The 21,196-nt window shown below is 59.0% G+C and carries 17 protein-coding genes; 6 read left to right on the top strand and 11 right to left on the bottom strand.

Translation table 11 applies throughout. The features are described 5' to 3' along the window. Positions 1 to 42: 42 nt before the first annotated feature. Positions 43 to 696 carry a TetR/AcrR family transcriptional regulator gene (locus QMG40_RS08430; protein WP_283530464.1) on the top strand — a complete coding sequence of 218 codons (654 nt, stop codon included), beginning with the start codon at positions 43 to 45 and terminating at the stop codon, positions 694 to 696. An 18-nt stretch (positions 697 to 714) separates the two neighbouring features. Here QMG40_RS08430 and QMG40_RS08425 read toward each other — a convergent pair whose 3' ends face one another. The 5 genes from QMG40_RS08425 to QMG40_RS08405 all read right to left on the bottom strand — a co-directional run bounded on the left by QMG40_RS08425 (position 715) and on the right by QMG40_RS08405 (position 6,125). After that, positions 715 to 2,382, bottom strand: coding sequence for an MDR family MFS transporter (locus QMG40_RS08425; protein WP_283530462.1), 1,668 nt, complete (start codon positions 2,380 to 2,382; stop codon positions 715 to 717). Beyond that, positions 2,379 to 3,056 (bottom strand): TetR/AcrR family transcriptional regulator, encoded by a 678-nt coding sequence (locus QMG40_RS08420; RefSeq protein WP_283530459.1) that lies wholly within the window; start codon positions 3,054 to 3,056, stop codon positions 2,379 to 2,381. The genes QMG40_RS08425 and QMG40_RS08420 overlap by 4 nt, the downstream gene beginning before the upstream one ends. Positions 3,057 to 3,238: 182 nt before the next feature. Next, positions 3,239 to 4,669: a class II fumarate hydratase gene (locus QMG40_RS08415; protein ID WP_283530457.1), complete on the bottom strand. Its 1,431-nt coding sequence runs from the start codon at positions 4,667 to 4,669 to the stop codon at positions 3,239 to 3,241. Positions 4,670 to 4,830: 161 nt separating this feature from the next. Further along, positions 4,831 to 5,490: a carbonic anhydrase gene (locus tag QMG40_RS08410; RefSeq protein WP_283530455.1), complete on the bottom strand. Its 660-nt coding sequence runs from the start codon at positions 5,488 to 5,490 to the stop codon at positions 4,831 to 4,833. Beyond that, a complete protein-coding gene (locus tag QMG40_RS08405) occupies positions 5,490 to 6,125 on the bottom strand; it encodes a DUF4245 domain-containing protein (RefSeq protein WP_283530453.1) in 636 nt (211 codons plus the stop codon). Before QMG40_RS08405 ends, QMG40_RS08410 begins: the two co-directional genes overlap by 1 nt. Positions 6,126 to 6,322: 197 nt before the next feature. Between QMG40_RS08405 and glpX the strand changes: the two genes are divergently transcribed. Further along, positions 6,323 to 7,339, top strand: a complete 1,017-nt coding sequence (gene glpX / locus QMG40_RS08400) for a class II fructose-bisphosphatase (RefSeq protein ID WP_283530451.1) — start codon at positions 6,323 to 6,325, stop codon at positions 7,337 to 7,339. A 48-nt stretch (positions 7,340 to 7,387) separates the two neighbouring features. Here glpX and QMG40_RS08395 read toward each other — a convergent pair whose 3' ends face one another. The 5 genes from QMG40_RS08395 to QMG40_RS08375 all read right to left on the bottom strand — a co-directional run bounded on the left by QMG40_RS08395 (position 7,388) and on the right by QMG40_RS08375 (position 13,174). Further along, positions 7,388 to 8,395, bottom strand: coding sequence for a lipid II:glycine glycyltransferase FemX (locus QMG40_RS08395; protein WP_283530449.1), 1,008 nt, complete (start codon positions 8,393 to 8,395; stop codon positions 7,388 to 7,390). Then, positions 8,392 to 9,651, bottom strand: a complete 1,260-nt coding sequence (gene manA / locus QMG40_RS08390) for a mannose-6-phosphate isomerase, class I (RefSeq protein ID WP_283530447.1) — start codon at positions 9,649 to 9,651, stop codon at positions 8,392 to 8,394. Before manA ends, QMG40_RS08395 begins: the two co-directional genes overlap by 4 nt. Before the next feature lie 100 nt (positions 9,652 to 9,751). Further along, the gene (locus QMG40_RS08385) at positions 9,752 to 11,374 is read right to left on the bottom strand and encodes an LCP family protein (protein ID WP_283530445.1); all 1,623 of its coding nucleotides are present in this window, start codon (positions 11,372 to 11,374) and stop codon (positions 9,752 to 9,754) included. Then, positions 11,371 to 11,919, bottom strand: a complete 549-nt coding sequence (purE, locus tag QMG40_RS08380) for a 5-(carboxyamino)imidazole ribonucleotide mutase (protein WP_283530862.1) — start codon at positions 11,917 to 11,919, stop codon at positions 11,371 to 11,373. Before purE ends, QMG40_RS08385 begins: the two co-directional genes overlap by 4 nt. Before the next feature lie 79 nt (positions 11,920 to 11,998). Beyond that, positions 11,999 to 13,174, bottom strand: coding sequence for a 5-(carboxyamino)imidazole ribonucleotide synthase (locus QMG40_RS08375; RefSeq protein ID WP_283530443.1), 1,176 nt, complete (start codon positions 13,172 to 13,174; stop codon positions 11,999 to 12,001). A 216-nt stretch (positions 13,175 to 13,390) separates the two neighbouring features. Here QMG40_RS08375 and QMG40_RS08370 point away from each other — a divergent pair, with 216 nt between their 5' ends. Beyond that, positions 13,391 to 13,921 carry a GtrA family protein gene (locus tag QMG40_RS08370; protein WP_283530440.1) on the top strand — a complete coding sequence of 177 codons (531 nt, stop codon included), beginning with the start codon at positions 13,391 to 13,393 and terminating at the stop codon, positions 13,919 to 13,921. Positions 13,922 to 13,977: 56 nt separating this feature from the next. Here QMG40_RS08370 and QMG40_RS08365 read toward each other — a convergent pair whose 3' ends face one another. Continuing rightward, on the bottom strand, positions 13,978 to 14,760 hold the full coding sequence (locus tag QMG40_RS08365; protein ID WP_283530437.1) for a TIGR03089 family protein: 783 nt from the start codon (positions 14,758 to 14,760) through the stop codon (positions 13,978 to 13,980). A 375-nt stretch (positions 14,761 to 15,135) separates the two neighbouring features. On the opposite strand from QMG40_RS08365, the gene QMG40_RS08360 reads away from it, so the two are divergent. From QMG40_RS08360 to QMG40_RS08350, 3 genes are read left to right on the top strand one after another with little or no spacing between them, the layout of a single operon-like run. Continuing rightward, positions 15,136 to 15,657 carry a WhiB family transcriptional regulator gene (locus QMG40_RS08360; protein WP_283530435.1) on the top strand — a complete coding sequence of 174 codons (522 nt, stop codon included), beginning with the start codon at positions 15,136 to 15,138 and terminating at the stop codon, positions 15,655 to 15,657. Next, on the top strand, positions 15,603 to 19,217 hold the full coding sequence (locus QMG40_RS08355) for a glycosyltransferase family 2 protein (RefSeq protein WP_349361614.1): 3,615 nt from the start codon (positions 15,603 to 15,605) through the stop codon (positions 19,215 to 19,217). The genes QMG40_RS08360 and QMG40_RS08355 overlap by 55 nt, the downstream gene beginning before the upstream one ends. Beyond that, on the top strand, positions 19,210 to 21,141 hold the full coding sequence (locus tag QMG40_RS08350; RefSeq protein WP_283530430.1) for a DUF5719 family protein: 1,932 nt from the start codon (positions 19,210 to 19,212) through the stop codon (positions 21,139 to 21,141). The genes QMG40_RS08355 and QMG40_RS08350 overlap by 8 nt, the downstream gene beginning before the upstream one ends. The last annotated feature ends 55 nt before the right edge of the window (positions 21,142 to 21,196 follow it).

Below are 21,196 nucleotides of genomic sequence, written 5' to 3'. Positions count from 1 at the left end.
CCGCTGACAGTTCTTTACTCTCACTGTGGAAAAGTAGGGGCCGTGGAAACAACGACCGATGGTACACAGGATCCTCGCAATGAGCGGACCTGGCATGGCACGTCCAAGTCAGCGAGAGACGCTGCCCGCCGAGGACGGTTGCTGGAGGCGGGGCTGGAACTCTTCGGAACGGCCGGCTACGCAGCAACAACAGTCCAAGGGCTCTGCCGTGAGGCGGGAGTTTCCTCCCGCTCCTTTTACGATTACTTCCCAAGCCGGGAGGAACTCCTGCGCACTGTATATATTCAGGCTACGGAGCAGATGCGCAGCCGTGTGGCGCAGTTAGCCTTCAACGAAGAAGCTTCCGTGCAAGAGCTGCTGCGCCGCGGTGTCATGGCCGGTGTGGGGCCAATGCTTGAGGATGAGCGTCTGGGGCGCGTGTGTGAGATCGAAGCCGTGGGCGTCTCCCCGGCATTGGAGCAGTGCAGAAGGACGCAAAACGCGCAGATCGCAGGGGCCATTGAGGGACTTTTGGCCGAGCTCATGCGCAACGGGCTAGTCCCTGCCTTTGACACAACACTTGTGGGACTCATGGTGGTGGGCGGCATGACTGAGGTCCTGGTGAGTCACTTGAGCATCCCGGCGGAACAGCGCAGGCCGGCGGAGGAACTGGTCGCCGAGATGGCGCGGGTTGTTGGACTGATGGTGGTGCGATAACCACAGGAGTGGGTGCGCTTAAGGTTTACCTGGTGTGTCACGGACCGATTCGGCGCCCTCATCTGCCGGGGCAATCATGGGGGAGAGGGAGGCTGCCGCGCGCTCGGCTTCCAAGCGAATGGCCTCTTCCCCGCCAATGGCTTCCCCGCGGGCTACCATGCCCGAGGTATCGGAGAGTGGGATCACCTTCATAAAGATGGCCAGCACCAAGGCTATCGCCATGAACGGGATCAGGTACCAGAACACAGGTGCCAAGGACTCGGCGTAGGCGTTGATAATGCCGTCCTGGACCACCTGTGGCAGCTGGTGCAGGGCCTGCGGATCCAAAGTGGCCATAGCGTTGCCGGCCTGCTCCTGATTCGCGCCGGCCGCGGTGAAGACCTCCTTGAGGGAATCGGCAAGGCGTGTGGTGAACATGGCGCCAAACACGGCCACACCCAAAGCGGAGCCAACCTCACGGAAGTAGTTGTTGGTACTCGTGGCCGTACCCAACTGAGCGGCAGGCACCGAGTTCTGGACCACTATGACAACAATCTGCATGATGAAACCAAGCCCGGCGCCAAACAGGAACAGCTGGGCACAAATGACCCAGATGGGAGTCTGCGCTGAGAGGGTGGTCATCCAGAGCATGGCGATGATTGTCAGCACCGAACCAACAACGGGGAAGGCCTTGTACTTGCCGGTCTTGGACATCCGCAGTCCCGACCAGATTGAGGTTCCCATCAAGCCAACCATCATGGGCAGCATCAGCAGTCCCGACTCGGCGGCAGATGTGCCGGAGGACATTTGCAGGAATGTTGGCACAAAGGCCAGGGCGGCAAACATACCCATACCCAGCACAAAACCGATGGCAGTGGAGTTTAAGAAAATGGGGTTCTTGAACAGTGAAAGCGGGATGATGGGGTCTTCGGCGCGGGCTTCGGTGAAAATGAACAATGCTACGGCGGCCACAAGACCGGCGCCCCACGTCCATGTGGTTAGCGATGTCCAACCGTCAGCCTTGCCACCGAAATCTGTGAAGAAAATCAAGCAGGTCGTGGCGATGGACAGGAACACAACGCCCATAAAGTCGATCCGTTGCGTGGCTTTCTTGGACGGCAACGTCAAAGCAAAGAACGCGACTATGAAGGCGGCGATGCCGATCGGAATATTGATGTAAAACGCCCATTCCCACGTCAGGTGGTCAACGAAGTACCCACCCAGAAGAGGCCCGGCCACGGCGGCCAAACCAAAGATGGCGCCCAACGGCCCCATGTATTTACCGCGGTCATTGGCCGGAACAATATCGGCGATGATCGCTTGGGAGAGGATCATCAGGCCTCCTCCGCCCAGGCCTTGGATGGCACGGAAAATAACAAAGCCCCAAAAGTCGGTGGCGAAGGCGCAGCCTATGGAGGCCAAAGTAAAGATGGCAATAGCAGCCAAAAACAGGTTCCGGCGCCCCAGCATGTCGCCAAGTTTGCCGTAGATGGGCATCACAATGGTGGTGGCCAGCAGGTAGGCGGTGGTGATCCAGGTTTGGTGCGCCACGCCGCCAAGTTTGCCCACGATTGTTGGCATGGCGGTTGAGACGATCGTCTGGTCCAGGCTGGAGAGCAGCATGCCTGCAATCAACGCTGAGAAGATGATCCAAATCCGTTTTTGCGTTAACAGCAGCGGTTGTCCTGATTTGATGGCGGTACTCATCGAGATCCTTCGAAGGTTAAAGGTGAAAAGGTGAAAATCTGTTGGGCCGCCAAAAGGTTGCCGGATAAAAGTTCGTCATAGCTGGCAGTGTTTTCTTCGGAGAAGAAGACTTCGATGGCCCGGCGCGTGCAGGTGCCAAACAAGGCCGCCACCATATGGGCACGAGGATCATCCGGCGGCAATTGTTCACGCCGGGCAATGAGGGCTGAAAATTCCTGCTCTCGCACCGGCGCGCTGCCCATCACTTTGAGCATGAGCTGGGGTTCCTTTTCCATGGCGGCGATGAGTTCACTGATGTTCGTCTTGGTCAGGCTCAGCTGATCCACCATGGAGCAGGTGAGGGTGAACAGGTCTGCCAGCAGAGTTGAGCTCAGCGGGTAAGGTTCCTGCTGCGCGGAGGGCACCCCGGTGGGGCCCGCTAGGAACCTGGCTAGCGCAGCGGCGGGGAATTCATCCAATAAATGGCCAATAATGGCGTCTTCTTTGGTGGGGAAGTAATTGAAAAACGTTCGACGTGACACGCCCACCTCCTCACATAGCTCCTCAACGGTAAAACCGTTCAGAGAGTTTTGTGCCGTCAAGATCCGTGCCGCCGCAGTAATGGCGGAGCGGGTGGCCTCGCGTTTGCGCGCTCGTAAGCCATTGGCCTGGCAGGGTTTTGCACTTTCGTTCACAAAGTAAAAGTTTGCACTATTTCTGTCAGAGTGCAAAATTATACCAACGTGGTGTTACTCACTCCTTACTCCCACGGCCAAACCCTTACCCCCTTAAACGTCGTTGAGGTTGGAGATGATGACACCCCGGAGGAACGAAGGGGGTGTCATCATCTCCAACCTCAACGGCAGGGGAGCGGTGATTACTGGGGAGCGCGGGTCATGGCCAAAACGTCCAGGCCCTTATCCAGCTGTTCCATTGTGAGTTCGCCACGGTCAACGTAACCCAGGGCAAGCACGGCTTCACGGATGGTGAGGCCTTCGGCGATGGCGTGCTTGGCAATTTTGGAGCCGTTTTCGTAACCGATGTACTTGTTTAGCGGTGTCACGATGGAAGGGGAGGCCTCGGCGAGGAAGCGGGCACGCTCAACGTTGGCGGTGAGCCCATCAATCATCTTCTCCGCCATGATGTGGGAGGTGTTGGTGAGCAACCGGATGGACTGAAGCAGGTTGGCAGCCATGACCGGGATGCCCACGTTCAGCTCAAAGGCGCCGTTGGTGGAGGACAGGGCAATGGTGGTGTCATTACCAATGACCTGGGCGGCAACCATGATGGCTGCCTCCGCGATCACCGGGTTGACCTTGCCGGGCATGATTGAAGAGCCGGGCTGCAGATCGGGGATGGAAATTTCGCCCAAACCGGTGTTGGGACCTGAGCCCAACCAGCGCAGGTCATTGTTGATCTTCATGATGGAGTAGGCAATATTGCGCAGCTGACCGGAGGCTTCGATGAGGCCGTCGCGGTTGGCCTGAGCCTCAAAGTGGTTGCGAGCCTCAGTTAGCGGCAGGCCGGTGTCTTTTGCCAGCAGGGCAATCACACGCTGCGGGAAGCCAGCCGGGGTGTTAATGCCCGTGCCCACGGCGGTGCCGCCAAGGGGGACCTCTGCCACGCGAGGCAGCGAGGATTCAACCCGTTCGATCCCGTAGCGCACCTGAGCGGCGTAGCCGCCGAATTCCTGGCCAAGGGTGACAGGGGTGGCGTCCATCAAGTGGGTGCGCCCGGACTTCACAACTGTGGCGAATTCGGCTTCTTTGCGCTCCAGCGATTCGGCCAGGTGGCCCAGTGCCGGGATCAGTTCGTTGATCAAAGCTGAGGTGGCAGCGACGTGCACTGAAGTAGGGAATACATCATTGGATGACTGTGAGGCGTTGACGTGATCGTTGGGGTGAACCCGCTTCTCTGAGCCGGCCTCCACCAACGCCTTGTTGGCCAAGGTGGCCAGAACCTCGTTCATGTTCATATTCGAGGAGGTGCCGGAGCCTGTCTGGAAGACATCGATGGGGAAATCACCATCGAATTTTCCGGCGGCAACCAGATCGGCGGCCCCCTCGATGGCTCGTGCCAGCTCAGCATCCAAAACACCCAGTTCGGCATTGGTTGTGGCCGCTGCCTTCTTGATGCGCGCCAGGGCGGCAATGTGGGCCGGCTCCAGCGTCATGCCAGAAATCGGGAAGTTTTCCACGGCGCGCTGGGTCTGTGCGCTGTACAGTGCGTTGGCCGGAACCCGGACCTCGCCCATGGTGTCATGTTCAATACGGAATTCTTGTGCGTTAGCCGCGGCAGTATCAGTCATGCTTACACCATATCGCCGCCACTGCCGGAGTTAGAAACCACGGGCCGTGTTAGCGGTGCCGGCGCGCTTGCCCTGCCCCAACAAAAACTGGCACGACGGCGGGAACCCAAGTTCCGCCGTCGTGCCTGCCGGGGTGTGCAAAAAACGGGCCCGGTCAACTATCAAATGCCGATTGAACCATTGCTGTACACCAGGTCGGCACGGCCGTCGTTGAGGCGGTAGGTCAGGCCCACCACGGCGGTCTTCTGACGTGCCACCGCGTTGGCGATGATGGGGGAGTTCTCCACCAAACGGAAGGCGGTTTGTTTCACATGCTCTTCCACCATGTCCCCAACACTGCTGTCCGGATCCTTACGCAGGGAGGTCAGCACGGAGGGGGTGATGCGCTCAACCAGGTCGCGGATGAAACCGGCCGGCATTTTGCCCGTAGCAACGGCTCCCTTGGTAGCTGTTACCGCCCCGCAACTGTCATGGCCCAAGACCACAATCAGCGGAACATCCAAATATTCCACCCCGTACTCCAGGGAACCCAGGGCCGTGTTGTCAATGACGTGCCCGGCCGTGCGGACAACGAAGGCGTCACCAAGACCTAGATCGAAGATGATTTCAGCGGCCAGGCGAGAGTCCGAGCAGCCAAAGATCATGACAAAAGGGTGCTGGGTGGAGATCAGTGAGCTGCGGCGTGCGGCATCCTGATTGGGGTGTGAAGCACTGGCCTCGACAAACCGGCGGTTGCCGTTCATCAATTTCATCCAGGCTTCCGTTGGGGTGCTTGGATGCACTGAAATTGCCTTGATATTGCCGTCTTCTCCACCGTTCATTATTTACTTTCCTTCGCTGTTGGAGTTCTGCTGGCGCTCGTGCCGGCTGGTGCACCGGCGTCGAGCAGGTTCGTGGCCCCCGTTGCAAGAACGTCAAAGTCCTTGAAATCTGCTGCGCCTGTCAGCACAATAGTGGTTGCGCCGCTAAACAGAACCAGGCTGCGGTCGCTTTTAGGTTTATCACGGAGTTCCCAGTCTTGGCCGTCTATGGCGCGAGTTCCCGTAACAGGGGCGTCCTGGGCTTGTGTGGCAGTCCAGGTTGGATTTGCCGTATTTGACTGGCGCAGAGCAATAAAAGTGTCGTTCGGCGTAACATAACCAACGTCCCAGAACGACACGCCGTCGGCGCCGGCCGGATTCCATCGAGCGTAGTTAGCTGACCAACCCTCCGGAAGATCTGGTGCAACAGGGGTGAAACCGGCGGTATCGGCTGCATGGTTAGCCACGGCGGCTACATCAATATGGGTGCGGAAGCTCTCCGCCTTTGGCTCTGGATTGAGCCACACAATGGTCAGCACAATGGCAACCGTTGAAAGCATGGCTAGCAGCATGCCGATCACTGAGGCGTTGGCGCGCTTGGCAGCGCCGGCAGCAAGAACGGGCTTGACGGGTGGGGTAGGACTGGAATCACTCACCTGACTATCTTCCCAGATATGAGGGGAGAATTAGCACAGAGGCTCCGACGTGGTCCACCTCACCCGCGACTGCGGCGCTGCTTCGCCTATGATTGCTGCGTAGGCAAAAATATGGCAGAGGTGCGCACCGTCGCGCACGGCAAATTCTGCGCCTACCTGAACAACGGGGTTTTTACGTGGCCAACAAAGCATCACATATGGATTATTCGCAATTATCCAAGTCTCTCGCTGTTGGCGATGACGAGCCGGATAGGAACCTGGCTTTGGAACTGGTGCGTGTCACCGAGGCCGCGGCCATTGCCGGGGGCCACTGGGTTGGTTTTGGGGAGAAGAACCTGGCCGACGGCGCAGCAGTAGATGCCATGCGCGCCCTACTTTCCACTGTTCACTTCAATGGTGTTGTTGTCATTGGTGAGGGCGAAAAAGACGAAGCACCCATGCTCTACAACGGCGAGGTTGTTGGTGATGGCTCCGGCCCCGAGTGTGATGTTGCCGTGGATCCCATCGATGGCACCCGCCTGACAGCCATGGGTATCAATAACGCGTTGGCAGTGCTGGCGGTGGCCGAACGCGGCACCATGTTTGACCCCTCAGCAGTGTTCTACATGGAAAAACTTGTGACCGGCCCGGAGGCTGCTGACATGGTTGACCTGCGTCTGCCTGTCAAGCAAAATCTGCACTTGATCGCCAAAGCCAAGGGCGTGAAAATCAACCAGCTCACGGTCATGGTTCTTGACCGAGACCGCCACCAGGGCCTCATTGGTGAGATTCGTGAAGCCGGTGCGCGCACCAAAATCATCCTCGATGGCGATGTGGCCGGTGCCATTGCCGCAGCCCGTGCGGGCACAGGCGTAGACGCGCTCATGGGCATTGGCGGCACACCCGAAGGAATCGTCTCAGCCTGCGCCATCAAGACGCTGGGCGGCGTGATTCAGGGTCGTCTCTGGCCCACGGATGATGACGAGAAGCAGAAGGCGCTCGACGCCGGACACGACCTGGACCGCGTGCTCTCCACCAATGACCTTGTCACAAGCGACAACTGCTACTTTGCGGCTACCGGTATCACCGATGGAGACTTGCTCCGTGGTGTGCGCTACGACAAGGGCAAGGTTCTTACCCAATCGATCGTCATGCGCTCCAAGTCAGGGACCATCAGGTTTGTTGACGGCGAGCACCAGGCCGCAAAATGGGAGACTTACGCCCGGCGCAACTGATCTCCACAGCAGTGCGGTGGGTTCTGGTAAAACTCAGAACCCACCGATTTAGTTGGGGGAACTGTTCTTCCCCCGTTGTTTACGGATACGTCCCGTGAGGCTGCGTGCGCTTTTCAGTACTGTGCCCACCAGTGAACGCGTCTTCCGGCTAGAGAGATAGACCGTGTACATAAACCGGTTGACAGGGCGATCCCACGTCCCGGGGTAGGCCACTTCGGCACCACCAAATGAGCGCTTGAACCTGGAGAAACCAGCCCAAGCGTGGTCGGGTTCATCTTCGGGGCTCACACCCCACATGTCGAACTCTGTCATTGACGATGCTTTGGCATCCAAGACCATGCTTACCAGCAGTGGGACACCGGCATTGAGTTTACGGTAGGTGTCGTCAGCGGCGGCGTGGGCGTAAACCCGGGTATCCGCGGTGTCGTAGGACAGTGCTGCGGCAATGGGTGTGCCATCCTCAAGGCGTGCAATAAAAAGTTTGGCGGCACCGGCAGGCATAAGTACCTCCGCCGCCTTGGTCAGGTAAGTATCAGTTTGCGCTGTGAAATCTGCCCTGCCGGACACCTTTCCCAAGAATCCAAGCAGGATCGGCAGCTGGGCCGGATCGGTTGAAATCTCAAAGCTGACACCCTTTTTGTGGATGTTGCGAAAGAGGTTTCTGCTGGTGCTGCGCATTGCTTTGAGAATGTCTGCCTCGTCCTGGCGCAGATCAATTTTCCAGCTTAGATGCGGTTGGATATCAGTTGGTGCCCGGACCAGCCCACGAGCCCTCAAAACAGCATCGTAGTCAGCCCCCAGGCCAGCGGCAACAGGTTCCACCCGCACGTACTGGGCATGTACTGACTTGGCCACTGCGTACAGGGCGCTTAACGCCTTGGTCAGTGCTGCTTCCCCGTCGGCGCACGGACCGTAGGGGACGTAAATATATTTGCCCAGCGGAGTTTTTTCCTCGAGGGCCACAAAACTCCAGCCTGGCCCCTGCGCTTCGTGGACAGTCTTACCCAGGCTGCGTTGGAACTGCGCCCAAATAGCCGTTTGAAGTATAGGTTTCACGCGTTAAATCCTTGGCAGGTCACTGCAAAGACCACAGAGGTTTCCGCGGCAGCGTTGGCGTGCGGGTGGACCATGACAGGATTCTCCGCGGCCGGTATAAACACGGAGTCGCCACGGCCAAGAACCATGTCACTACGCGGGGAATCCAGCAGCACTGAACCCGATACGGCCACAACTATCAAAGGACCATTTTGGACCAGCGGAACAGGTGCACCGTCCGCTGAAATCTCTACGCGCTGGAGGGCAAATTCCGCGAAAGGTGGTTCCCAAACCTTTTGGCCCAGCTCGGTCACTCTTGTGGGGACCACTGGAGCCTCGCCAGGGGTAAAGTCCACGGTCTCCAGAAGCTCTGGAATATCAACGTGTTTACCCGTCAACCCGCCGCGCATCACATTATCTGATGAGGCCATGACCTCCAGACCCAATCCGTGCAAATATGCATGAATGTTTCCTGCTGGCAGATAAATGGCTTCTCCGGGGGCCAAAGAGACCCGATTCAATAACAATGAGATCAGCACACCAGGGTCCCCTGGGTATTGCTGGGCCAGTTCAATAACAGTAGTCAGGGGAGAAGGTAAGTCACCACCGGCTTCGGCGGTGGCGCTGAGGGCAGAGGCGGCTAGGTCAACCAACGTCCGCGTTCCTTGACCCCCGCCTGCAATTGTTTCAAACGCCTGCCGCACCACGGCGGGTGCGGCCATGGACGAATCCAATGTCCTGTGAATTTGATCCAGCAACGCAGGCACGCGCGTACCCGTTGCCGCAATTGCCATGCCCACGGTGCGGAAGAGTTGGGCAGCCTCGGAGCAGGGACGGAACCCACAGAGTGCCTCAAATTGCGTCAGGGCCAGAAGCATCTCCGGCTTGTGATTCACATCCTTGTAATTGCGGTGAGCGTCATCGCGCGGAACACCTGCAGCGTCCTCCTCGGCGAAGCGTTTCTTGGCTCGGGACTTGGTGGGGTGCACCTGCAGGGACAGGGCGCGCTCGGCGGCAAGAAATTTGACCAGGAAAGGCAAATGGGCGCCAAACTCTGCATGCGCCTGCGCGCCCAAAGTGCTGATGGGGTGCTCGGCAATGAGCGTATCAAGTGCCACAGGTCCCTCGGGAGTATTGGCAATTGAGGGTGAATCAGGATGTGCCCCCATCCACAATTCAGCCTCCGGGCCACCGCTTGGCGTGGTGCCTAAAAGCCCGGCAATGGCAGTGGCAGAACCCCACGGATAGTCACGGGTGAGGTTGGTCAGTGCAAACATACTAAGTTTCTCCTGGTCCAAGACAAGCTGTAGATCGATTGAAAGTAAGGGCGGCAAGGTATTTCCAAGATCCGGGGGTGAAGACGCCAGTCCCGGGCTTCTAACCGGGAGAGCAGCTCCCGTTGTTGGCCAAGAGCGATGTCAGCATCACGTCGTCTCCGTTGATGGCCAGCTGCTGCAGGTACTCGGCTGTGAGATCCGCAGGCGGTGCCGCTGGCCCGGGTACGGGGGCCTGGCTTGGGGCCTCGGGTGCGGGAGCGGGCGCGGCTGGGTCGCCGGCTGGAGCATCCACCTCTGCATCTGGCGTCGCGGAAGTCTCCTGTGCCGATGGAGCCTCGGGCGCTGGTTTCGGGTTTAGCAGGGCCTGAACACGCTGGTGGATGGCGTTAAAGTCGGGGTAGGTGGGGAAGTCTTGAGGGAAATCAGGGGGACCAATTGTTAGCCTGGCCAACTTGTGTTCCTTGGTTTTCAAAGCCAGGGACACGAAGCTGCCGAGCTGGCCGGCGGCTAGATCAGATTCCACCACCTTGGAGCCTGCATCCGCGATGGCATTGAATTTAGTGAACACAGTTGCCGGGTCCATCTGTGCCAGCATGGCCGCCTGGATGCACTGTTGGCGCTGGCTACGGCTGTACTCAAGCACCCATTGACGCGAACGGGCGTACCACAACGCGTGGTAGCCATCCAAGGTCTGTACTCCGGGTCCAATCCAGCCAGTGGGAGGCAAATGTTGGCCGGTTCCGTTGACGTCGTCGCCGCTGATGGGTACCCAGCCACCCGCGTTGACCTTGACTCCGCCCAGGGCATCGATGAGGTTGGAGAATCCGGCCATATCCACGAGAACATAGCCCTGGACTTCTAGTCCCAAAATTCCGCCAGTGGCATCCATCATGGCAGCCGCGCCCGGGTCCTGGGCGTCCGGGTAGAGCTCAGGGTGCTTGTTTGTAACATCCGTGTAAAGGAAGTTGATGATGCAGTTATCGCCGCAGTTGTACCCATCCGGATACACGCCCCAGAGGGGAGAGTTTTGGGAGAACGGGGCGTTCTGTAAGTTCCGGGGGATGCTGATGGTTGCAGCCTGGCCAGTCTTGGCGTCCACGCTGACAACAATGATTGAATCCGGGCGCCTGCCGCTGCGGTCCTCACCGGCGTCGCCGCCCATGACCAAAAAGTTGTAGCGCCCATCAACCGGCACCATGTCCGGGCCGGCCTGAAAAATCGAGTTGATGGCATTGCGACCGGAATTGATCAGGTACGCCCCATACCCCAGCGAGCCGCTGGTGAGCGCCATGAGCACAACCAGCGCCCCGCTTACCATGGCACGCATTCCTGGTGCCAGCAGGGCGGGTTTGATAATTCTCAAAGTATTGAGGAACATCACGGCCCAGCCCACTGCCACAGCCGCTATCAAAACAATGATCAGCAGTGAGGTCCATGGGTTGGAAAATAGGTTCAGCAGGGTTTCGCGGCTGAGAATTCCTAGTACGACGGCGGCAATCACCAATGCCCAGAGGGTAAAAGTACAGCGCAGGGCCAGACGACCAAAACGCTTATCCCCGGCAACTACTTGGGCGGAACCAGGAACAAATAATGTCAGCAGCAACAGGAACCAAGCCCTTTTTGAACGCACTGGTGCAGACGCCGGTTCCGGGTAGCGGACCGGGTTAGTCAACAGGGGCGGACGATTCGAGGCCCTGGACACCTTGGGGCTGCTGAAACTCATGTGTTGGTGCCCACGGCTTTCGCAGTGGTGTCCGTTTGCGGCACAACTGCCAACGGGTAGGCGCTCCCAGCTTTTTCACGCAGTGCCGCACCCTTGGCGGACGCCTGGCTCTTCAGTGACTGTGCGAACGCGGCAAGTTGGGTGGTTAAGGTGGTTGCCAAATCGTCGGTGCCGGCGGCCAGCATGCGCACTGCCAGCAGCCCGGCATTGCGAGCACCACCAATGGAAACAGCGGCCACGGGAACTCCCGCAGGCATTTGGACTATGGACAACAAGGAATCCATGCCATCAAGGGTTTTTAGCGGGACAGGAACACCCACCACCGGAAGCGTTGTGACGGAGGCGAGCATACCGGGCAGGTGGGCAGCGCCGCCGGCACCGGCAATGATGACACGAATGCCTCGGGCGGCAGCGTTTTGCCCATACGCAATCATTTCGGTGGGCATGCGGTGTGCTGAAATAACATCAGTTTCAAACTCAATACCAAATTCACTGAGCGCCGCCGCCGCTGCTTCCATAACGGGCCAATCAGAATCGGAACCCATAACAACGCCAACGAGCGCCTTGCCAGGTGAAGCGGTTGGTGCACTATTTAGTGCACTGTCAGCGGCCTGGGCGGACTTTTCAGTCATTGAGGGTTCCTTTTGCTCCGTCTCGGATGATGTTTGCCACGGTGGTGGCGCGGGCGCGGACGCCAGCGACGTCGTCGTCCGCTGAACCAATCACGTTAACGTGACCAATCTTACGGCCAAGCCGCACTGCCTTGCCGTAACTGTGCACCTTCACCGTGGGTTCAGCGGCAAGCGCCGCAGGGTAGGCGCTGAAGAGGTCCTGGTTGGCGCCGCCAAGAAAGTTTTTCATGACCACTATGGGGCTCAGCGCCGCGGTGTCACCCAGCGGCAGGTCCAGAACGGCACGCAAATGCTGCTCAAATTGTCCTGTCACGGCCCCATCCATGGTCCAGTGGCCGGTGTTGTGCGGGCGCATGGCCAGTTCGTTGACGAGGTAGCCGGGGCCGCGGCCGGGGGTCTCGAACAGCTCCGCGGCCATGACGCCGGTGACGCCCAGCTCGCTGGCGATCGTCAGGGCAGCCTGCTGCGCCTGGGTGGCGACGTCGTCGGCAATGCCCGGCGCGGGGGCGATGACTTCGTCGCACACCCCTGCCACCTGGATGGATTCGGCCACGGGCCACGCCTTGGCCTCGCCGGAGGGAGTGCGGGCCACAAGGGCCGAGAGCTCGCGGGAAAAGTCAACAACCTCCTCCACGAGCAACGGGCTCATGGCGGCGAACCAATCCCCGGCAAACTCGGCGGCGTGGTCGGCGTTGCGCAGGAAGGCCACGCCCTTGCCGTCGTAGCCGCCGCGCGGCATCTTCAGCACCACGGGCCAACCGTGGGTGTCGCCAAAGGTGGTGATGTCTGCCACGGATTCCACGGCTGCCCAGGCCGGGTTGGGCAGGCCGAGCCGCTCAATGGCGGCACGCATGACGAGCTTGTCTTGGGCATTGATCAACGCATCGGGGCGCGGCTGGACGTTCACCCCCTCAGCAATAAGGGTCTGCAAATGAGCGCTCGGGACATGTTCGTGATCGAAGGTGAGCACGTCAACGCCACGCGCAAAATCACGCAAAATATCCAGGTCCGTGTAGTCACCCACCGGTGCTGTTGCCACGGCGGGCACGGCACACACGTCAGGAGATTCTGCAAGAACTCGTAATTCAAAACCAAGGGCCACGGCTGCTGGGGCCATCATGCGGGCAAGCTGCCCACCGCCCACAACACCGATTACAGGAAAAGTCACAGTCCCCAGCGTACCGAAACTCTGCCCTGTTCCATGCCTTGGCCGCTCCCGCGCTCCTGTCCCAACCCTGTTCTAAGCCTTTACTAACAGGGAACTGTGTGCTAATTCCCAGTACTTTGAAACCCCCTGCGGACGTTTTGCGCTCATGGAGGGCTTAGTATTTTATGGAGGCTGCGACGTGAACTGTCCGTTTTGGCCCATAGTCAACGGAGGACCATGTACCAAACAATCACCAACCGCATCAAGGGCCTATTGGGCCTATTTTGGCGCGAAGTCGCCAAATTCGGGGTGGTCGGCGGTGTAGCTTTTGTCATCGACACGGGCATATATCTGTGGCTGCTGAGTGGCAGCATGGGCGGGCACCCCACCAAAGCCAAGATCATTGCAGCGGCCGTGGCAACAGTTTTCTCATGGCTTGCCAACCGCTACTGGACTTTCCGCCACCGTCGCCAAGCCAATATCCTGCGCGAAGTGGTTCTTTTCATCATTATGAACGGCATCGGTCTTGGCATCGCTGCTGCTTGTGTGTACATCTCCCACTGGGTCTTGGGCTTCGACAGCGCCTATGCCGATGTCATTGCCGGCTCCGTCATTGGCCTGGTCCTGGGTACCATCTTTAGGTTCTTCGCCTACAGGTTCTGGGTATTTACCGAAGAGCTGGACGAGGATCCCGGGTTCGCCGGCGACCATCAACTACTCGAATCTGACCCGTCAGGGCGCCCAGGGCGCTCCGGGCACGAGGTTTAGAGCAGTCGTCACAGCGGGGCTAGTCAGAAATGGCTAGCCCCTCTGTGGTCCCCGGCCTAGCCCCGGGTGATCTGCTCACTGGCGCGCAGATGGTCTGTGGGTTCCACACCGGCGTCGAGCAGGACAACCGAACCCCCTTCTGCCCACACTTTCAGTGCCGCAGGTACCACTGCCTCCCATCCGGCACGCACTTCAAGCAGCACCCGCTGGGGAGAGGGAGCCTGTGTCTCCGGGGCGGGTTCTGCTTCTGGCGCCAGTAGCTGTTCGTAGCTGGTGGCCGCGGAATTGTGACGCCATGCAACGTCGTTGGGGGCTGGCGAATCATCGGCGAAGAACTCATCCGCATGAGCCCGTACATCCCCGGAATAATCAAGGGTCCGGGCAGGAAGCTCACCGAGCCAGCGCATTTGAAGGGCAGGCAGGGCCACGGCCACGATCAGGGGTGCGGGCTTGGCTGCCGCCAACAACTCTTGGGTGCCGACGGGATCAGTGGTGGCCACAATATCTGCGGCGGTCGCGGATGGTGATCCGGCAAGCTGATCGGATGCACTCACGGCTGTTGCCCCCACAGCCCACGTGGCAAGCAGCCAAACAAAAGTCCGCCAGTGCAGCGGAAGGTCAAGGCAGATGACAGTGCCGGGTTCGGCGTCGAGCTCGTCAACTAGGTAGTTGGCCGTCTTAGCAACCCAGTTATCCAACACGCGCCCGGAGAACTCAACACGTTCAGAATCCGGTCCGTACCAGGAGAGCCTGGGTGAGGTTGCGTTCCAGGTTCTCAAGGATGTCAGGAGCTGCGTGGGGGTCTGCGGATATTTGGGGGATTTCGGGCGGGGGTTCATGGTTCCTTATCTTTCCATGTCTGTGGCTTTGTGCATCTCCATCGTTTGGATGAACTTCACGGCTTATGTGATCTGTATGACACCAAAGTTGAGATGAATCTTTGAAAACATGAAAAAAAGCCTCAGTCCCGCCAATCTGAGAGGTTTTTCCGCAATTAGCGGCGCGAATACGCGGATGTATTGGTATGTAATTGCCGGGCGTGGCGTGCAGGAAGATCATGCTCAGTAGTGGATATGATCGCCTCCCGCTTGACGTAGGAGACTTACATGGATGTAATTAGACCCACGAACCGCTGTTATTGGCACTGTAATCCGCACGATGCGGAACCGAAGATTCGGAACACAGCATTGGCGGCAACATTCAGGAGGATGACAATGGGGCAAGCTCAGCTGAGTGTGGCAAAACTACAAAATGATTCCGTGGAGACTCAGGGCGGCACCGCTCAACTCTCCCGTGGGGTACCCACTGACTGGTATGTGGACCCCGCAGACCCCGGTGCGGCTGCTTTTCATGAACGTGAAAACGCTCAAACGCGCGAGGATGCGGCGACGGCTTTCCTTACTTTGCATGAGGATGATGAGCTGGCTGTTGCCCAGCTGGCGCCAGTCCAAGGTTTGGATAACGAACCGATTTGGATTGGATTGCACCCTAAGCTTGAAGATTTCAGCGACGAAGGTGAACTAGGCTGGCAGACTGATGCATTGTGCGCACAAACTGATCCAGAAGCGTTCTTCCCTGAAAAGGGTGGTTCCACTCGGGATGCCAAGAAGGTTTGTGGCGCCTGCAACGTCAAGACGCAGTGTCTTGAATACGCTCTAGCCAATGACGAGCGGTTTGGAATCTGGGGCGGACTGTCGGAGCGAGAGCGCCGGCGGCTGCGGAAGCGAGCGGTCTAATTCTTGAAGCAGTAAAAGTCACGGCCGTTCTGGTTGCCCACAACGGCGGTGCCTATCTTCCCGCAGTCTTATCGGCACTTGCCGAACAAACACGCTGCGCCGACTATGTTTTGGCTGCAGATGCAGGCTCAACGGACAACTCCGGGGAGTTGCTCCGTGAAAATTTGGGCGAGCGCAACGTCATTTCACTTGATGGACGCAAAGGTTATGGTGCTGGGGTTGATGCGGTCCTCAAACACCAGAGTCTTGAGCGAGCCCGTTTGGTTACAACCGGACGGCAAAACCACGCTGGCACAGCCGCCGCTTCCGGTGCCACCGGCTCAGCCGCCTCCAGCCCTGAGGCGGACAGCTCAGATTCCAGCAACTCTGGCAGCAGTGCAGTTGCCGTTGTAGAAACTCGGACATCTTCGGCTGATGAGTGGATCTGGCTGCTCCAAGACGACGCCGTCCCTGCTCCCGATGCGTTGCAACTACTCCTGGAGGCCACCGAGCGGGCCACCACAGCCACTGTTGTTGGGTGTAAACAACTTGACTGGGAGAATCACAGGCGACTTGTCGACGTCGGGCTTTGGACAAACCAATGGTTTGATCGGTTCTCCCTCGTGGGCCTTGATGAACAAGACCAGGGCCAGTACGACGACCGAGCGGACATGTTCGCCGTCAATACGGCCGGTATGTTGGTTCGCAGAGATGTCTTTGAAAAACTGGGTGGCTTTGACCCCGCTTTGCCGGGCCCCGGAGACGATCTGGATTTTTGTGCCCGTGTTCGTCTGGCCGGGGACAGGGTCCTGATTGTTCCCAACGCCCGGATGTTCCACGTAGTGAACAGGCCCAATGGCATGGGATCTGCCGTAGCCGCTCGCAAAGCCGGAATTTTCTTACGGCTCAAACACGCCCAAGCATGGGCCGTTCCATTCCTGGCCATCGGCACATTTTTTGCGGCTATCTACTGGTTGATAGCCGGTTTCGTTTTGAAAGCACCGGGGCATGCGCTGCGGATGTTTGCCGCTACGTGTGCTGGCATTGTCCGTCCCATTACGTTGCACCGGAGCCGCAAGGCATTGGCTGGACAGCGGCGAAAGCCGCGCTCCGTGCACAAAGGGCTACTTGTTGATGGACGGGTTGCGCGTGCGCATTTGAAGATGCTGCGCGAATCCGTTGGCCCCGATGAAGAAATCGAAGAAAATGCGCTGAACGGTCCCTCGATTCTGGAACCAACAGGGGAAGCCCACCAGGAAACGGTGGCACCATTGGCTGCCATAAAGACGGCACCAATTGTCAGTGCACTGGCCTTGACAGCACTGCTTGTGATCCTTTCTTTGAGTGTTTTGTCCCGGTTCCTGGGTGTCTCGGCATTGTCCGGGGGTGCCATGCTTCCGCTCTCTGAACAGCTCGGACAGGTGTGGCAGAACGCCACTGGTTGGTGGGTTTCCCTCGGCTCTGGTCTGCCCGGCCGTGGCAATCCCTTTAACTTCGTTTTGACACTGCTCAGCTCCGGCGGCAATGGCTCTGTTGCGGTGCTGTGGCTGGTCCTGTTAGCGCTTCCGCTTTCCGGGATCACAGCCTGGCTTGGCGTTGGAGCACTCACCTTGCAACGGTGGCCTCGCATTGTGGGCGCACTTGCCTGGGCTGGTGCGCCGGTTTTGCTTGTCGCCATGGGACAGGGGCGCGTTGGTGCGCTGGTAGCCCACGTTCTTATTCCCCTGGTGATGTTGGGTCTGATCAGGGCCGTGGGTGGCGCCGTTGCCCCGGCAGTTGCCGCGGTGATCATTCCTGGCGCCACCGCAAGCTCCGGCACCGGAGCAATCTCAAAAATGGGACGCCCGGGTATTGACGGCAATCCGTCGTGGACGGCGGCTGCAGCGTCGGGTCTGGCACTTGCCGTTGTCAGCGCTGCTTCTCCAAGTTTGCTTCCCGTTGCTGTGCTTGGAATTCTGACTGCGGCATTGTTGTTGGGACGCCGCGGCAGGACGATTTGGTGGGCGTTGGTGCCATCGGCTGCCCTGTTTGCCCCCTTTATCTGGTCTGCATGGGGAAATCCGCGTGCACTTCTGGCCGATCCCGGGGTCCCGCTGGCCACGAATCCGGGCCCGCTGTGGCAACAACTCCTGGGTTTCCCGCAGACACTGGACGCCAGCTCCGGACTCGTCGGGTTGAGTGCTTTTGCTTCAGCCCCATGGTGGACCTGGGTAGCTGTGTTCATCATCGGTGCGCCGGTGGTTGTGGCGGCGGTGGCGGCTCTGTTGTTTCCACTGCGGCGCGGCTCAACCGTGCGCACGCTCTGGGTGGTGGCGCTGCTGGCCCTTGCAGCCGCCTATGCCGGAAAGTTCATTGCCGTGGCGTTCGACGGCGTGACACTAGTTACCCCGTACAACGGACCTGCCATCTCCCTTGCATTCTTCGCTTTGCTGGGTGCGGCCATGCTGGGCTTTGATGCCCTGCACCGCCGTGCCTGGGACCCGAGCTATCGCAGTGTTGATTCCAGCCTGCGCCTGCAGGGTGGCAAGAGCAAACGCGCCACCGAACGCGGAGTCTTGGAGCCAGCCAGGCCGGCCGGAAAGGGCTCCGAGCAGCATCGAATTGCTAGAGGCATGGCTGTGACGCTTTCAGTACTCCTTGTTGGCGCACCTTTGGCCAGTTTGGGGCTCTGGGGTGTGCAGCAGGCCACTGGTGAATACAATGCCTCTGCTCTGACAGGTCCGTTCCTGCCCCAGGCCGTCACGGCAGGAACCATCCCAGCCACAGCAGCCGACCGCGGGGCAGGACCTGAAGCAAGCCGCGCCATCGTCATGTCAGTCAAGCCCGAAGGTGGCGTGCAGGCAACATTGATGCAGGGTTCTGGAACAACGTTGGATGATCTATCAAGCATTGCCTCCGCAGCCCGCATCACCGGTGACCTTGGTTCAGAAGTAGTTCTGGAAAGTGATGCTGCAACAACAGCATTGGCAGATAGTGTGGCCGCGATGGTCTCGAAATCGGGACTTGACCCACGGGCAGGGCTAGTAGAACTGGGGGTGGGCTTCGTTGTGCTGCGCCAAGGCGACACTGCAGCGGAGCTCCTGGCAGGAGAGTTGGAAGCAGTTCCAGGTTTGGCCACAGTTGGGCCCACGGAATCTGGGTGGCTGTGGCGCGTGAAGCCGAACTACAAAACTGCCGGACTGACCGACGTCGTCAATCGAGTCAGGCTCGTAGATGCACAAGGTGCAGCAGTAGCGCCGGTGGATTCGCAGGGACAAAATGTTGCCACCGACATCCCGGCAGGTGAACCGGAGCGGCGCGTGGTGCTGGCGGAACGCTCTGACCCAGGTTGGCAGGCATGGCTGGATGGCAAACAGCTCAAAGCAGTCACGGCAGGCTGGGCGCAAGCCTTTGAATTACCCCAAACACAAGGGTATTTGGAAATACGTTACGTTCATCCGATGAGCGCGGTGATGGCCCTGGTACAGCTGGTCCTCTTTGGGCTGACACTGTTGCTGGCCCTGCCAGTGCGTGCGCGGCGTGGCCGCACCGGAGCGTATAGAGATGAAGCATCATTGCAAAAGGTTGGTAGAGGTGCCTGAGATCAAGGACAGCGGCGCAGAGGATAATATCCCTGACAGCAAGTCACTGCCGGAAAAGGCAGTTCCCAACGAATCAGGGCCACCGGTGACCCAACCGACACTGCCTAAGGACGGGTCGGGGGGCGCTGCTGTGCCTAAGAAGGCTGATGTGCCTGAAAGGGCTGCAAAGAAGGTTGCGGCTGCCCAAAAAAAGGCCGCATCAAAGCAGGCAGCTAAACCGAAGAAAAAGACGGTTGGGCATGTTGATACTGCCAGCGGTTCTGAAACTGCTGCTGCTGATGAGCAGAAAAAGCGCGGAGAAGTTAAGCTTGCCACGACGCAAAGTGTGCGGCACTCCCAACGCAAGGTCCGCCGTCGTTGGCCTGCCGTTTTGGCAGGTGTTGCCACACTAGCTCTGGCTGTTGGAGTAGTGGGTGCCGGTACTTTATATCCGGGCGCCGATGCCACCACCGAGACTACGCCGGTTCCGCACCCGTTGCCGGTCGGTGAAACCTCGGCCAACTGTCAGGGGCCCACTCAGCTGCTGGCTGGGTCGGCGGTGGGAGCGGATCCGGAGTTCTCAGCCAGTCCCTCATCCACCAATACTCTGCTCGATGCGGTTGTCCTCAGCGGTTCCACGGGTGATCTACCGGGTGCCGAAGTGCAGTCTCTCGACGGGAAATCTACGCCACTTTTCACTGTGGCGCAGGCGCCTGCAAGTGCGGCGCCCAGCCCCAGTGCTATGACGGGTAAGCCCAAGGCGCGGGCCGAGGTGGTGCGTGGAAAGTCAATGCAGGCGTCTTCGGTACTGCGCTTGCAGCCGCTGGGCGAAGAAGCTTCTCGAGGAAGTGGTTCCGTCGTGGTTGATGCCGCCGACGGGGACCTTGCCGGGTTGGCTGCCGCGAGTTGCCAAACGCCGTCGAACGAGTTGTGGCTCTCGGGTGCAAGTACAACGGTAGGGCGGACGGCTATTCTTGTCATCTCTAATTCATCGCAGAGCCCTGCCACAGTCTCACTTGAGTTTTTCAGCGGCAATGGGCCGTTGCAAGCACCTGCTGGCAAGGGTTTGGTGATTGATGCAGGCACCGTCCGTTCAGTGGTGCTTTCAGGTCTGGCCCCTGACCAAGAACTTCTCAGCGTTCATCTAAAGAGTGCCGGAGGCGCTGTGAGCGCCGTGATCCAGCAGTCGATCCTGCGCGGTCTGACACCCGGAGGCATCGATTATTTGGCTCCCGTACAGGCACCGTCCTCAGCACTGGTCATTCCCGGTGTGCGTGTTCAGGACCCGGGTGCCGCAACAAAAATTTCTGCCCAGGCAGGGTATGAGGATGCCACCACGGCATTGACAGTGACGGTGCCTGGTTTGCGTGACTCGGTTGTGGAGGTCAAGGCATACGGTCCGGAGGGGCAGGTGGCGTTGCCTAACGGTGGCGTGTTCACCGCCGTCGCAGGCAAAGTCAATCAGCTCTCTTTGGCGGGTTTGGCTAAGGGAACGTATTCCCTTAGCGTGCGTGCCGACGAGGCCGTGGCAGCCACTGTGCGACTGGTCAATTCAACTAAAGAGGGCGACGCCGTTGATATGGCTTTTGTGCCTTCAGCAGCACGGCTTGGGGACACGCATCTTGTCTCTTTGCCGCAAAATGCAACCTCAAGTTTAGTATTTTCTGCTCCGGATGATGGCGCCACAGTGAACCTTGTACCAATCTCCGAGAAGGGGGTACTGGGTGTGAGCAAGGAAGTGAAGCTCAAGGCCGGAAATACTGTAACGGTGGATCCCTCAGCTCTGCTGGGCTCCGGAACCGCAGCCGTTTTGGTCTCCGCTTCGGGGGCTCCCAGTTATGGCACACAATTACTGGGCACTGCCGACTCGGCCAATATTGCTGTTTTGCCGATCGTGGGTACATCAGCTGGCGCCCAGGCAATCAACCTCACGTTAGGTTACTGACCCCCACCCCGACGCTCGCTCACTCCGCGTCGTGTTTTTCTGGACGCTCGCTCAC

Origin of the sequence: Arthrobacter antibioticus, from assembly GCF_030063205.1 — a bacterium.
In the GTDB taxonomy this organism is placed as follows: Bacteria; Actinomycetota; Actinomycetes; order Actinomycetales; family Micrococcaceae; genus Specibacter.
The sequence above is the reverse complement of the archived record's forward strand: the minus strand, read 5'-3'. Positions and strand labels throughout refer to the sequence as shown.